The organism is Coriobacterium glomerans PW2 (genome assembly GCF_000195315.1).
Classification (GTDB): Bacteria; Actinomycetota; Coriobacteriia; order Coriobacteriales; family Coriobacteriaceae; genus Coriobacterium; species Coriobacterium glomerans.
Genome location: NC_015389.1, coordinates 561,041 through 573,697, shown reverse-complemented (window position 1 = coordinate 573,697; position 12,657 = coordinate 561,041). Strand labels below are relative to the sequence as shown.

13 protein-coding genes are annotated in these 12,657 nt (G+C 63.1%); 2 read left to right on the top strand and 11 right to left on the bottom strand.

The genetic code is table 11. The features are described from left to right. Window positions 1–42: 42 nt before the first annotated feature. From dhaM to CORGL_RS02500, 5 genes are all read right to left on the bottom strand, one after another. Window positions 43–423, bottom strand: a complete 381-nt coding sequence (gene dhaM / locus CORGL_RS02520; RefSeq protein ID WP_013708352.1) for a dihydroxyacetone kinase phosphoryl donor subunit DhaM — start codon at window positions 421–423, stop codon at window positions 43–45. Next, window positions 416–1,060: a dihydroxyacetone kinase subunit DhaL gene (gene dhaL / locus CORGL_RS02515; RefSeq protein ID WP_013708351.1), complete on the bottom strand. Its 645-nt coding sequence runs from the start codon at window positions 1,058–1,060 to the stop codon at window positions 416–418. The genes dhaM and dhaL overlap by 8 nt, the downstream gene beginning before the upstream one ends. Before the next feature lie 72 nt (window positions 1,061–1,132). Next, window positions 1,133–2,071 (bottom strand): alpha/beta fold hydrolase, encoded by a 939-nt coding sequence (locus CORGL_RS02510; RefSeq protein ID WP_172633519.1) that lies wholly within the window; start codon window positions 2,069–2,071, stop codon window positions 1,133–1,135. Window positions 2,072–2,129: 58 nt separating this feature from the next. After that, window positions 2,130–3,125, bottom strand: a complete 996-nt coding sequence (gene dhaK / locus CORGL_RS02505) for a dihydroxyacetone kinase subunit DhaK (protein ID WP_013708349.1) — start codon at window positions 3,123–3,125, stop codon at window positions 2,130–2,132. 60 nt (window positions 3,126–3,185) lie between these two features. After that, complete coding sequence (locus CORGL_RS02500) at window positions 3,186–4,325, bottom strand: glycerol dehydrogenase (protein ID WP_013708348.1); 1,140 nt, start codon at window positions 4,323–4,325, stop codon at window positions 3,186–3,188. A gap of 239 nt (window positions 4,326–4,564) precedes the next feature. Here CORGL_RS02500 and CORGL_RS02495 point away from each other — a divergent pair, with 239 nt between their 5' ends. Next, window positions 4,565–5,611, top strand: coding sequence for a PocR ligand-binding domain-containing protein (locus CORGL_RS02495; protein ID WP_013708347.1), 1,047 nt, complete (start codon window positions 4,565–4,567; stop codon window positions 5,609–5,611). On the opposite strand, the gene CORGL_RS02490 is transcribed toward CORGL_RS02495, so the two are convergent. The 6 genes from CORGL_RS02490 to CORGL_RS02465 all read right to left on the bottom strand — a co-directional run bounded on the left by CORGL_RS02490 (window position 5,571) and on the right by CORGL_RS02465 (window position 11,334). After that, window positions 5,571–6,467, bottom strand: coding sequence for an L-ribulose-5-phosphate 3-epimerase (locus CORGL_RS02490; RefSeq protein ID WP_013708346.1), 897 nt, complete (start codon window positions 6,465–6,467; stop codon window positions 5,571–5,573). The two genes, CORGL_RS02495 and CORGL_RS02490, sit on opposite strands and share 41 nt — an antisense overlap. A gap of 92 nt (window positions 6,468–6,559) precedes the next feature. After that, window positions 6,560–7,678: an L-ascorbate 6-phosphate lactonase gene (gene ulaG / locus CORGL_RS02485; RefSeq protein WP_013708345.1), complete on the bottom strand. Its 1,119-nt coding sequence runs from the start codon at window positions 7,676–7,678 to the stop codon at window positions 6,560–6,562. Between the two features lie 69 nt (window positions 7,679–7,747). Next, window positions 7,748–8,773 carry a hypothetical protein gene (locus CORGL_RS02480; protein WP_245526939.1) on the bottom strand — a complete coding sequence of 342 codons (1,026 nt, stop codon included), beginning with the start codon at window positions 8,771–8,773 and terminating at the stop codon, window positions 7,748–7,750. A gap of 71 nt (window positions 8,774–8,844) precedes the next feature. Next, a complete protein-coding gene (locus CORGL_RS02475; RefSeq protein ID WP_013708343.1) occupies window positions 8,845–9,153 on the bottom strand; it encodes a PTS sugar transporter subunit IIB in 309 nt (102 codons plus the stop codon). A gap of 102 nt (window positions 9,154–9,255) precedes the next feature. Continuing rightward, the gene (locus CORGL_RS02470) at window positions 9,256–10,803 is read right to left on the bottom strand and encodes a PTS ascorbate transporter subunit IIC (RefSeq protein WP_013708342.1); all 1,548 of its coding nucleotides are present in this window, start codon (window positions 10,801–10,803) and stop codon (window positions 9,256–9,258) included. Window positions 10,804–10,872: 69 nt separating this feature from the next. Next, a complete protein-coding gene (locus CORGL_RS02465) occupies window positions 10,873–11,334 on the bottom strand; it encodes a PTS sugar transporter subunit IIA (RefSeq protein ID WP_013708341.1) in 462 nt (153 codons plus the stop codon). Between the two features lie 295 nt (window positions 11,335–11,629). Here CORGL_RS02465 and CORGL_RS02460 point away from each other — a divergent pair, with 295 nt between their 5' ends. Next, window positions 11,630–12,427 carry a DeoR/GlpR family DNA-binding transcription regulator gene (locus tag CORGL_RS02460; RefSeq protein WP_013708340.1) on the top strand — a complete coding sequence of 266 codons (798 nt, stop codon included), beginning with the start codon at window positions 11,630–11,632 and terminating at the stop codon, window positions 12,425–12,427. The last annotated feature ends 230 nt before the right edge of the window (window positions 12,428–12,657 follow it).

Genomic DNA, 12,657 nt, shown 5'->3' with positions numbered 1-12,657 from the left:
GCGGATGCGACGCGCTCGCTATGCCTCGCGTTGCATCTCTCGCTACTTCTCCATCACCATATCGGCGGTCTTGCCCTCGATCTCATCGAGAGCGGTACCGCCCTCCACATAGGTTGCCGTGACGAGCGCGCCCTCGACGAGCGGGATCTTCAGAACCTTCATCTTCGAGGCCCTGTCGCCCATGAGACTCATGGCGACCTGGATGTTCATACCCGCCGAGCCGAGATCGTAGAGAAGAACCACGCCGTCATCTGCCCAAGCTTGCTCGACCGCCGCGACGATCCTGTCGGCGGCGGTACCGATGCGCCCGTCCCCGGTCCCGCCGGCGGCGACCATGCGCACGCTCGGTGCCATCTGCGAGGCGATCTCGACGACGCCCTCGGCTACCTTCTCGCTGTGGGAGACCACCACGATGCTAGGCATGCGCGGCCTCCTTCTTCTCGAGCTGCTGGCACATGACCTCGATGAGCAGGGAGCACGAGCGGGCGCCCGGGTCGAGGTGGCCGATGCTGCGCTCCTTCAGATAGCTCGCGCGGCCCTTCTTCGCGAGCATGTCGCGCGTGGACTCGCACTTCTCCTCTGCCAGCGCGATCACCTCGGCAGCGCTGGCGTGGCGGCCTTCGCCCTCACCGCGCCATCCGGCGAGAAGATCGTCGACGGGGGCGAGCACGTCGTACATGGTCTTGTCACCGATCTCGGCCTTGCCCAAGTTGTGCACCGCGAGCACTCCGGCGTGAAACGCATCGGCGAGCAGAGCGCCATCAGCGTCCGCGCAGCCCTTGAGCGGAGCGCCCATCTGGATGAGCAGCGTCCCGTACAGCGGCCCCGATGCGCCGCCGACATTCGAGAGCAGCACCATGCCCTCAGCGCTCAGCAGCTCGCCGATGCCGGCGTACTCCTTGTCATCCAGATCCTGAACGATCAGCGAGAAGCCGCGCGCCATGTTCGCGCCGTGGTCTCCGTCGCCGATGGCGGCATCGAGCTCGGACAGCTCATCCTTGTGCTCGGCGATGACCGTGTTCATGCAGCGCAGAACATCGGAAAACTGGTTCACGTTCACAGCTGATCCTCCTCAGAAACAAAAATCCAGAAAGCATGGTGCAAAGGCTTTGCACCTGTCTGACAGCATACTCTATTCGGATGCGAGAACGCCCTCCACGAAACCGATGAGATCGCCCTCCACGTCCGCGCGAATGGACCGCTCGTTTTGGATCTCATGGCGATAGCCCGGATAGACGCGAGATGAGACCTGGTGGCCGGACTCAGCCAAGGCGTTCACCGTATGGAAGAGCCCCTCGCCGAAGTTCGTCGTCGGATCCTGATCGCCTGATATCAGATGAAACGGTATCCGCGTGTCGACGCGCTCGGCCCACGCCGGGTCGCTGATAGACCGATAGAGCTGAACCGCGTCATAGGCGAACTGCACCGTCAGGTCGAATGAATTGAAGGGATCTGCGCCGTGATCCGCGACGACCTCGGGATCCGACGCGATCCAGGCGTTCGGACCCTCGTCGGCCCCGAAGCGATCGTTCGCATCGCTGAACGCGATCTTGAAGTACTCCTCTGCCGAGCGCTCGCCGTCGGCGTCGGCATCCGCGGCGATCCGCGGCTCGATCTCGACCATCCGCTCGAAGCCCGCGAACTGCGAGACGACGCCGCACAGCATCACGCCGAGAAGATCCTCGCCGTACCTCGCCGCGTACTCCCGTGCGATCATAGAGCCCCAGCTGTGCCCGAACAGGAAATACGGGACATCGGGGACGCGGCGGAGCGCCTCATCGTGCAGGGTCCTCTCATCGCGCAGATACGCGAGGTATCCGTCGGATCCGTGCGTGCCCGGATTGCCCAACCCGGCGTTCTCGATGCCGGTCTTGCCGTGCGCCAGATGATCGTCGGCCGCGACGACGAATCCCGCCTCCAAAAATGAACCGATCATATGCATGTAGCGCCTTGAGTGCTCGCCCATGCCGTGAATGAGCTGGATGATGCCGCGCGGCTCGCCCAAGGGGGTGTAGATCCATGCGCAGATCTGATGGCTCCCATTTGCTGATTGAAACTTCAGTTCCTCCATAGCCATAGAGGCCTCGCTTTCTCATCGCGTGTAAGAAGCGCTGCCGAGCCCTGCAGACTCAGACGCGCATCGCCGGTGCATACGACTTATACCCGAGCAGCTCCTTCAGCTCCTCATCGAGCTTCAGCAGGGTGATCGAGAATCCCTTCATCTCGATCGAGGTCATGTAGTTGCCCACGAGCGGATGGACCACCTTGAAGCCCTTGGCCTCAAGCGCATCGTGCAGATGGTTGTAGAGGATGTCGAGCTCCATGAGAGGCGTGCCTCCCATGCCGTTGAGAATCGGTGCGACCTCGTCGTCCGCGCGCAGATCCATATCGGCCAGAATGATCCCGAGCAGCTCATCGACGGTCGCGTCGGCGCTCTTGATCTTCTCGCGATGGGTGCCCGGCTCGCCGTGGATGCCGATGCCGATCTCGATCTCATCGTCGGCGAGGGTGAAGTTCGGCTTGCCGTTGGCGGGCACCACGGAGGGCTCGGTTGCCATGCCCATGCTGCGCACGCCGGCGATGACCTTCTCGGCGACGGCTTTGACCTCGGCGAGCGATCCGCCCATATCGGCCTTGGCGCCGGCGCACTTGTGAACGAGCACCGTGCCGCAGATTCCGCGGCGTCCGGCGGTGAAGGAGCTGTCCTCGACCGCGACGTCGTCGTTGACCACGACCATCTCGACATCGATGCCCTCGGCGGCGGCGAGGCCCTTGGCCATCTCGAAGTTCATGACATCGCCGGTGTAGTTCTTGACGATCAGCAGCGTACCGGAGCCCGAGTCGACCGCTTTGATGGCCTGGTAGACCTGATCGGGGGTCGGCGAGGTGAAGACCTCCCCGCACACGGCGGCGTCGAGCATGCCGGCGCCGACATATCCGGCATGGGCCGGCTCATGACCTGAGCCGCCACCGCTCACGAGGGCGACCTTGCCTTTGACGGGGGCGTCGGCGCGCACGAGCACATTGGTCGAGCTGAGGCGACGCAGCGCGCCATCGGATGCCTTGAGCGTTCCCTCGATCATCTCTTCGAGAACGCATTCGCAGCTGTTGATGAGCTTTTTCATGTTCTGCTCTCCTTTCATGAGCACGGGGCCCCGCGGGCCCCGTGCCACAAGCGATCGCACTCAGGCCAGACGGCCGTGCTCCCGATAGTTCTTCCCGATCTCATCGGCTGCGATGATGGCGTTCTTGACCATCAGGGGATCGACCGCGAACGGGATGGAGTGCACCGATTCCTCGGGTATGCACGCCTTCTCGGCGACGGCCAGCAGCTCATCGTCGGTGATCGACTCGGCGCCGATGTCGGCGAGCGTGACGGGCAGACCGACCGCCAGGCAGAAGTCGAGGACCTCTTTGATCTCGCTTTGCTCGGCACCTTGCATGACGAGCATGGCGAGCGTGCCGAAGGCGACCTCCTCGCCGTGGTACATGTGCTTGGATCCCTTGTAGATCGTGAATCCGTCATAGATCGCGTGAGCCGCCGACAGACCACCGGATTCGAAACCGAGTCCGGACAGCAGGATGTTCGTCTCGATGATCGCCTCGAGCGCGGGCGTCACGACATGGCGCGCGTTGGCGTCCCGTGCCTGCTCGCCGTATTCGAGCAGGTTGCGATAGCACGCGTGCGCGAGCACCTGAGCGCTCAAGGTGGACTTGGCCGGTGCGGTCTGCTTGGTGAGGTATCCGCAGGGAAGACCCGCGTTGACGTTCGCGTTGGCGCGGAACGTGTTGCGCGCCTCGAAATAGGTCGCCAGCGCGTCGCCCATGCCCGAGACGAGAAAGCGCACCGGGGCCCCCGCGATGGTCGTGGTGTCGATCAGGATGACCGAGGGGCTCTGCTTGAAGTAGAAGTAGTCGTCGAACGTGCCGTCCTCATGATAGACCACGGCGGAGTGGCTCGTCGGCGCATCGGTCGCGGCAATCGTGGGGCAGATGATGAGCGCTTCGCCCTCGGCGACGCATTTCGCGGTGTCGAGCGTCTTGCCTCCGCCGATTCCGATCGTGCAGTCGCACGACTCGTCAGCCGAGACCTTCTTCAACCTGGCGATCTCCTCGCGGGAGCACTCGCCGTTGAAGATGCCGATGTACAGATCGATATCGAAATTCTTCTTGGTCTGCTCGAGCTTCGGTTTGACGATGTCGTAGACCTCTTGGTCGATGATGACCAGGCCCTTCTTGCCGAACGTTGTGACGAAGTAGCCCAGGTTGAGCAGTTCGTCTTCACCCTGCACGTATTTCGTCGGGCAGATAAAAGCTTTTCTCATCGTTGTTGCCTCCCGTTTCGTTTCGTATTTCGCCTTCCGGGAGCCCTTCGCGCGCCAAAGAGCCCTCCGCACGCCAAAGATCGTCCGAGTCGAATCTCGGATTGCATCCCATTATAGAGATACCCCGAATGCGCTATATACCGCATGAATCTAATAGTCGCGCAAGAAGTATCGTCTTTATGCTATCGTCCTTGAAAGTGGAACGATCTTGTCGTGCACGTCGAAAGCAGGGTGTCGCTATGGAGAATGGGAACTACCTCAAGCAACTGGTCGCGCTGCAAGATGATATGGCAAACCTCTTCAACATGGCGATACTGATCGTGGACTGCTTCGGCCATCCGGTGGACAAGCACAGCGGCAGGACCGCCTTCTGCGAGAGGGTCCGGGAGGATCCCGAGCTGTGCCGGCGATGCGAGAAGTGCGACTCCCGCGGCGGCATCGAGGCGATGCGCCTCGGCGTGCCCTACATCTACCGCTGCCATTTCGACATCGCCGAGATCGCCGTGCCGATCGTCTGGGAGGGCAGCTACCTGGGCGCGATACTCGCCGGGGAGTTCAAGCTCAGAGATTCCGGCGGAGGCTGCCGGCCGGAGCGCGTGGTCTCCCAGCTCTCCCAGCTGCCGAGCGCCGAGTTCGCGCGCTACTACGGCATGCTGCCCATCATCGATCAAGACGAGGTCATCAAGGTCTCATTGTTTCTGCTTCACCTCGTGGGCACGCTGACGTCGCTGTTCAGCATGGCCGAGCGCCAGGCGGGTGCGGCGCGAGGGACTGACGGCTTTCGCGGCCTCGCTCCGTTCGACAGGGGTTTCGAGGCTCCCGCGCAGCGATGGTCGCGCAACGACCCCGCCGCGATCGCCCAGACCGGCTCGCGTGAGCGATCGCCTGATGAGCACCTCACGAGATTCGACTTCACCGAGACGCTCGTGCATTTCCCCGCGCTCAAGCCGGCGCTCACCTATATCATGGAGAACTTCGACGAGAATCCCAAGCTGCCGTTTCTCGCCGATCTGTGCCATCTGAGCACCTGCTATTTCAGCAGGCTCTTCGCGCGCGCCATGGGGAGGCCCTATTCGGTCTTCATCCATGAGATCAAGATAACCTGGGGCAAGGATCTGCTCCGAAAAACCGATCTGAGCGTCGCCGATATCAGCTTCTATCTGGGATACGCCTGCCCCAGCTACTTCATTCAGCGCTTCAAGGCGGCGACCAACCTCACGCCGGGCGAGTACCGCCGCTTCGCCGTCAAGACGTCCGAGCGCATGACGCAGCTGGCGGTCGGCTGAGACCCCGGCCGATCAGAGCCGCCTCGATTCTGGCGCGCACGAATGCCGCCGCCGCGGACGTCTCCTGGCGCCATCTCTCGGATCCGACGTACCAGAACTCGGCCACAAATCTTCTAACCCCTTGTTCGACGAGAGCGGCGAGGGCGCCGTCGTAGTCCGTGGTGCCCTCGCCGAACGCGATCTCCCTATAGGCTCCCGCAACGGTCTCCTTGCAGTGGCACGCGATGATGCGCCCGCCGCCGGTCGCTATGTCGTCGGCCACCGGCGAACCAGAGCGCAGCGAGGCGTTCGTGAGATTGCCGATATCCGGATAGACCCCCAGATAGGGGCTCCCGATCTCGTGCACATACCTCATCGCCTTCTCGACGGTGTCCATGAACGGCGTCTCCATCGTCTCGAAACCGAGCAGGACCCCGGAGCGCGCCGCCATCTCCGCGACGCGCGCGAGATTCTCGGCGAAGCGCTTTCGCGTACCGGTATCGGAGGGCTCATAGTAGACGTCGTAGCCCGCGAGCTGGATCGTGCGGACGCCCAGATCGCAGGCGAGATCGATCGCGCGAGCCATGATATCGAGCGAGCGGGCGCGCACGGAGCGCGCACGGGCTCCCAGCGGATAGCGACGATGCGCGGACAGGCACATCGAGCTGACCGGCGTGGCCGTCTCGCTGACCGCGCGGGCCAGCGCGCGCCGCTCATCGGCGCTCCATCGCAGACGGGCCAGACGCTCATCGGACTCGTCGATGCTGATCTCCACGTAGTCAAAGCCGCTCTCGCGCGCGACGCGCAGCCGGGCGGGCCACCCCAGCGATGCCGGCACGGCCTTCTCGTACATGCCGAGTACATACTCCGGATCCATGGTTCCTCCTGTATCTCGATGCGGGCGGGCAGCCCGCGCATCCTCTGGCCCCGATCGCGCGGGCGGCGAGCCGCGCACAGGCGCCTTCCGAGCTACAAGACGCTGGGAAACGGCACGTTGGGCTCGTGCTCGAAGCAGTCGTGGAACCCACGGTCATGGTGATACGCCAGGCGATCCCTGTCCGCGGGGTAGGTATAGTGACCCCCCACCTCCCAGAAAAATGGATGAAAGCTGTAGTCCAGGCGGTCGCGGCGCATCTGCCACAGGACCTTGATCTCCTCGAGGTCGGCCTGGAAGTTCGTCCACACGTCGTAGTGGATGGGGATGACGACCTTGGCCTTGAGGCCCTCGGCCATGCGCAGGATGTCCCCGGACTCCATCTTGTCCTGCATCCCCACCGGATTGCATCCGTAGGAGCCGAATGCCACGTCCACGCCGCCGTAGTCGCGCGCGATCTGCTTGCCGTGCGCGGCGAAGCGGATCGAATAATGCGAGTCACCGCTGTGGTAGATGTTGCCACCGGGCGTGCGGATCAGGTAGTTCACGGCCTTCTCATCCATATCCATCGGACAGACCCCCCGGAGTTCCTCGCGGTCCGCTCCGGTGGAGTCCGTCGTGGTGATGCACGTGCGGTCGAACGAGTCGAGGACCACTATCTCGAGGTCCTTGATGCGTATGACGTCTCCCGGATGAACGACGATGCAGCGCTCCTGCGGGACCCCCCATCTGACCCACGTGTCGACCGACTTCTGCGGTCCCACGAAGGGAACCGGGATCTCGGTTGCGCTCTCGTCGCGCGTCATCATCGCGCTGCGCACGACGTGGGCGGCGAACTCCTTGCTCATATGGTCTTGGTGATAGTGGGTCGCGAGCACGGCGTCGACGTGCTCGACGGCGAACGGGTCGATCACAAACGGAATGGCGCGCAGGTTCGGCTGCATGTCGCGAACACCGGCCATGTTCGCCATCTGGTGCCCGACGGCCATCTTGCCGTTTCCGTGCGTCCGCTTGCCGTTACCGCTCCACAGATCGATGGTGATGTTCGCGTCGCCCGGCGTCTTCATCCAGATGCCGGTGCAGCCCAACCACCACATCGAGACCGACCCGGGCTCGACCTCGGTGCGATCGATCTCCTCGGTGAGCCAGGTGCCCCATTCGGGAAACGTGCTCATGATCCACTTGTCGCGTGTCATCTCGGATATCTCAGACATGTGTTCTCCTCAAGCTGTAGCCGTATCGATAGCGGCGCGGCCGCCGCGTTTGCTCGTAGTCTTCGGGTGTCAGGCGCGGGGAGGCGCGTAGAGGGCGATCTCGTCCGTTTCGCGATTGGCCGCTGCGATCACGTCGGCGCCCGCGTGCTGAAACACCATGCAGTTGGCCGGGCCGGCACCGCTGTCCACGACCTCGAGCCGATAGGCGCCCCGCTCATGTGACAGCCGGAGCAGCTCTCGCGCGCCCCGGCGCGCGCCCACGAGGGCGGCGGGCTCGCCTTGGAGGGTGCCGCCCCAGATGGCGTGCAGGAACTCTCGGCGCTGCGGTGCGCTCCACACCCGCTCGTAGATGTCCGGGGCGGCCGCCTCGTGCCATACGCTGATCGTGTCGCCGTGAAACGGCGCGAGGGTGACGATCTCCAGGACCCCGTCGCCGTCGAGATCGACCGCGCATATATCGCTGGTCGCCCCGACGATCAGGCACCGCTGCTCCCATGTGGCATCCGGGGTCGCCGGCGGCGTGAAACGGAAGACGCCGGCGGCGGTTGAGACCAGCGCGAACGCTGCGTCCTCAGGCGTCCAGAAACCGTGGTTCTGAACCTGGCAGCAGGCGAGCTCGGTCATCTTGAGCGGGTGGGCGGCGTCGTAGCTCGCCAGATCGGCGTCGATGAGCCCCACGTAGATCGCGCCCGGGCGCGACCAGTCATCTTTCAGATCCCGACAGGCGCCCTTGATGGTGCACGCGATGAGCCACGTTCGAGCATCCGCGCCCCGAACGATGCCGAAGCGGTGCACATAGGGCAGCGCGCAGACCAGCGAGCTGCACCATGTGCCATCCGCGGCGCGGGTATGGCACACGATCCGCGCCTCGTCGCCGCCGTGGTTCGGAGAGAAGAATCCGCTTGTCGCCAGGACCTGATCGGTGCGACCCGGCACCTGGGCGATCGTCATGACGCCGCCAGGGCCCTCCGAGACCGTCTCCATGGGCTCGCCGTCGAGCGCGTAGCGCTTGATCGCACCGCTTTTCTCCGGACCGATCAGCAGGCTGTCGGCACCGCCTCCGCGCAGCATGCCTATGGCATAGCAGAGATCCATTCTCGCAATGACCTTTTTTTCGTATCGCATCTCTCGCCTCCCAGCCGATCGCCTCGGCGCATCAGCCATCGCTATGCCTTGAACTTCTCCACCTGGCCGCACTCGACCAGATGCTTCTCGACCTCGGCATCGGACAAGACGTTGCGCAGGCCGATCACGCACACCCCGGCGCTTTCTGCCTCGCTGTACATATCCTTGAAGTTGAGCGGTGCGAACACGATATCAAACTGGCGCGCCGAGCTGACCGCCTCTGAGAGGGCGCAGTGGTGGATGTCGGCGACGGCCATGCCGAGCCGTTTTGTCACGCGCTCGACGGTCATCTTCATCATGAGCGACGTTCCGGCTCCGTTGGCGCACGCGACGAGGATCTTTGCATTCATGAGATTGCTCCGTTCCGGACCCTTGGGTCCTGTTTGCATCGGAGGCGATCGCCTCCGATGGGCGCGGGACCCCCGTGAGGGCGGCCCCGCTGACAGATATGACTAGCGCTTCGCCGGCACGGGCACCGCCTGGTCGGGATCGGGCTGCTCGGCGCGGCCTGCGCGAGCGCGCTCGGCGCGCATCCGCTTGGCGCGGGGATAGTCCTCCACCTCCATGAAGTACGTGTCCCTGTTCGCGCGGTACTGCAGCTGCGGGATCGCGAGCAGAGCGATCACAACGATCGCGAGACCCGCGAACGACAGGATCCGCATGACGCCGGTCATAACGGGCCACACGACCGCCCAGTCCCACATTCCCAGATAGCCGCCGTATGCCGCCATGCCGACCCAGCCCGCGATGAGCGCCGATCCGAAGACCTGCAGCAGACCCGAGACGAAGGGCAAGACGATGCACGCCTTGAGACCGCCCTTGTTGTTGGCGTACACGCCGATGGTCGCGTTGTCGAAGAACAGCGGGACGAAGCCGGCTATGACCACGACCGGGCTCTTCAAGATGAGCAGCCCCGCGATGGCGAGAAACTGGCCGAGAGCGCCGAACAGGAAGCCCACGGTCACGGCATTGGGCGATCCGAAGCCGTAGGTCACCGCGCAGTCGACGCCGGGCACAGAGCCCTTGAGCAGCTTGGACGAGATGCCGTGGAACGAATTGGTCAGCTCGGTCACAAAGGTGCGGACGCCGAGCTGCAAGATCGATAGATACACCGCGAAGCTGAACGATGTGGTGAGGATGTACATCAGGAAATCCTGATTCTCGGTCATGAAATGCTGTTCCACCAGAAACGGCTTGCCGAGCACAACGAGGATCGCACCGAAGAACACCGTCATGAGGATGGCGGTCGACACCAGATTCTCGTTGAAGATCTTGAGGAATCCCGGCATCTGAATGTCTTCGATCCTGCGCAGGCGCTTTTTTGATCGGGTACCCATCCACGCGGCGATCCTGCTCGAAACGTAAACGCCGAACATCTGCTGATGGGCGATGGTGAGCCCGGCGCCGTCGGTGAGGTCCTGCGTGGGGCCGATGCACAGATTGGCGCCCACCGCCCAGTACACTCCCAGAAGCACCGTCATCACAGCGAGTACGGTGACATCGTTCAGCTGCGGAAAGCAGAACAGCACGAGCCAGAACGCAGTCGTCGCCTGCTGCACTTGGACGTGCCCGGTGGTGAACAGGGCGCGACACTTCGTGTAGCGCTTGAGCGCGACGAGGATGATATTGAGCACGAAGGCGAACAGCAGCAGAAACATCACGCTCGAAAACGTATGCCCGGCGATGAACGCGGGCCCGTGGGGGTCCTCCATGCCGGCTTGAACGGCGTTCTGACCGAAGTAGGGATCGATGACCATGGCCGACAGATTGAAGCGCGCCTTCAGCCCCACGAGCACCGGGCGAAACGCGCTCACCAGCCCCCCGGAGCCGACGAGCAGGATCTGATAGCCTATGACGGCTTTGATGAAGCCGGCGATGATGTCGTAGATCGGCTTTTTGAGCAGGGCGTAGCCCACCACGACGATGCAACCGATGAAATAGGCGGGCTGCGTGAGGATGTTGTCTGCAAACCAGGACCAGATTGCCAAGAGCGCGTCCATGGGAGCTCCTTTCGATGTTGAATACCACATGAGGGATCCGCGGCGGGCATCGCCGGGAGTCGGGGCCCTCTAGCCCCCCTGCACCAGCTTGTCGATCTCGAGCAGATCCTGGGCGCGGGTCGCGAGCTTGAGCTTGGCGACGACGGCATCGTCGGTCAAGATGCTGTAGAGCTTGGCCATGTTGGCGAAATGGGTCTCCTGATCGGTGTCGCACAGCGTGAAGAATATCTGCGCGTCGCGCTCGGGATTGCCCTGCTCGAAGGAAACGGGTTCGGAGCAGCGCATGAACCCGATGGCCGTGGCGTTGCATCCGGTCGCGTTCTCCGTCGAGTGCGGCATGGCGACGCCTGGGATGAGCACGATGTAGGGCCCGTGCTTCTCCACGCATGCGATGATCTCCTCAGCGTAGATCGGCTCGATGGTGCCATCGGCCATGAGCGGAGCGCAGCACGCGCGTATCGCCTCCCTCCAGCTGAGCGGACCGGCGGTGAACGCGTAATGGCCCCGATCATAGATTTCCTTGAGTAGCATAGCCCCTCCTGTATCTGTCGCCCCGATGTCGGACTCATGTCCGAGACGATGCTTTCATGTCCAATGTGATATCACATATGAGCGATAAGATCATTTTAATATAACGGTTTTAACGTAAACGGTCTTTTTTTTGGGTTGAATGGAGCATTTAAGTGTTCAAAACATTCAATTTTGAATAGACGCATTGCCTGAGCCCTTCTCATCTATAGTGTCATGTAGACGATTGGAGCCCGCGCGCAGCCGTCTTCGGGTCGCGCGCGGCCGAAGGATACGCATCGCAGGACGGAAACGGCATATGAAGCAGACCAGATCATTTGTCACGCAGAGACGCGAGGACATCCTCCAGACGCTGCGGCGAGCCGGCAGGATCGGCGTCGGTCTGCTCGCCGAGCAGATGGGCGTCTCACCGCTCACGATCCGACGGGATCTCGACTCCCTCGAGAAGACCGGCCTCATCTATCGCCGCTACGGGGAGGCGGTCCTGGCAGACGATGCCGCCGATCGCGCGGCATCCGCGCGACATCGCGCGATGTCGGCCATCGCGCGGGCCGCGGCAGCGCTCGTGAGCGATCACGAGCTGCTGTTCATCAACACGAGCGAGACCGCGCTCATGGTCATCGCGCACATCGCCGCGCGCGACGTGACCATAGTCACCAACAGCTCGGCGACCCACGAGCTCAGCGTGCCGCCGAGCGCGACCGTTCTGGTCACCGGCGGTGAGATACGGCCCCCTCGCGGCGTGCTGTCAGGCGAGTTCGCCCTGGCAAATATTAGGAGCGTCTCGGCTACGACCTGCTTTGTGGGATGCGCGGGCATCTCGACGGCGACCGGTGTCACCTCGTGCGCCCAGCAGGAGGCGACCGTGAACTCGCTCATGGTCGAGCGGGCGGACCATGTGGTGCTTCTCGCGGACGCGAGCAAGATCGGGGCGGAAGCGGGCTTCACCTACGCCGCTCTCGATCGCATCGATCTTCTCATCACCGATGAGACCGCATCGGATGCCGATGTGAGGGTGCTGAGCGCCTCGGGCGTGGCCGAAGTGCGGCGGGTGCCGATCGAGCCCTGTCCGCTGAGCAAAACCGACCGTATATGAGATCGCAGTCGACAGATAAGGTGATACGGCCTATACTGCATATTTACGTATCAGATTCGCCTGGGCTACCCTGTGGCGAATCGATGGCATGAGCTGTTCGCAACGACAGAGGGGGTGAGCGGGATCATGGAGTCGATCGCTGAGATGGCTGCGAGCGCGCGACTTCACTCGCTTCCGCTCCTTCTTCCGAGCTCCGCCTCATCGAAGCTGAGCACGACGACGCACGGGGA

Coding starts and splice junctions, on each gene's coding strand:
- CORGL_RS02465 (WP_013708341.1), bottom strand. CDS start 11,334: ATGCTACTCAAGGAAATCTATGATCGGGGCCATTACGCGTTCACCGCC.
- CORGL_RS02510 (WP_172633519.1), bottom strand. CDS start 2,071: ATGGAGGAACTGAAGTTTCAATCAGCAAATGGGAGCCATCAGATCTGC.
- dhaK (WP_013708349.1), bottom strand. CDS start 3,125: ATGAAAAAGCTCATCAACAGCTGCGAATGCGTTCTCGAAGAGATGATC.
- CORGL_RS02480 (WP_245526939.1), bottom strand. CDS start 8,773: ATGGATCTCTGCTATGCCATAGGCATGCTGCGCGGAGGCGGTGCCGAC.
- CORGL_RS02495 (WP_013708347.1), top strand. CDS start 4,565: ATGGAGAATGGGAACTACCTCAAGCAACTGGTCGCGCTGCAAGATGAT.
- ulaG (WP_013708345.1), bottom strand. CDS start 7,678: ATGTCTGAGATATCCGAGATGACACGCGACAAGTGGATCATGAGCACG.
- CORGL_RS02500 (WP_013708348.1), bottom strand. CDS start 4,325: ATGAGAAAAGCTTTTATCTGCCCGACGAAATACGTGCAGGGTGAAGAC.
- CORGL_RS02470 (WP_013708342.1), bottom strand. CDS start 10,803: ATGGACGCGCTCTTGGCAATCTGGTCCTGGTTTGCAGACAACATCCTC.
- CORGL_RS02490 (WP_013708346.1), bottom strand. CDS start 6,467: ATGGATCCGGAGTATGTACTCGGCATGTACGAGAAGGCCGTGCCGGCA.
- CORGL_RS02475 (WP_013708343.1), bottom strand. CDS start 9,153: ATGAATGCAAAGATCCTCGTCGCGTGCGCCAACGGAGCCGGAACGTCG.
- CORGL_RS02460 (WP_013708340.1), top strand. CDS start 11,630: ATGAAGCAGACCAGATCATTTGTCACGCAGAGACGCGAGGACATCCTC.
- dhaM (WP_013708352.1), bottom strand. CDS start 423: ATGCCTAGCATCGTGGTGGTCTCCCACAGCGAGAAGGTAGCCGAGGGC.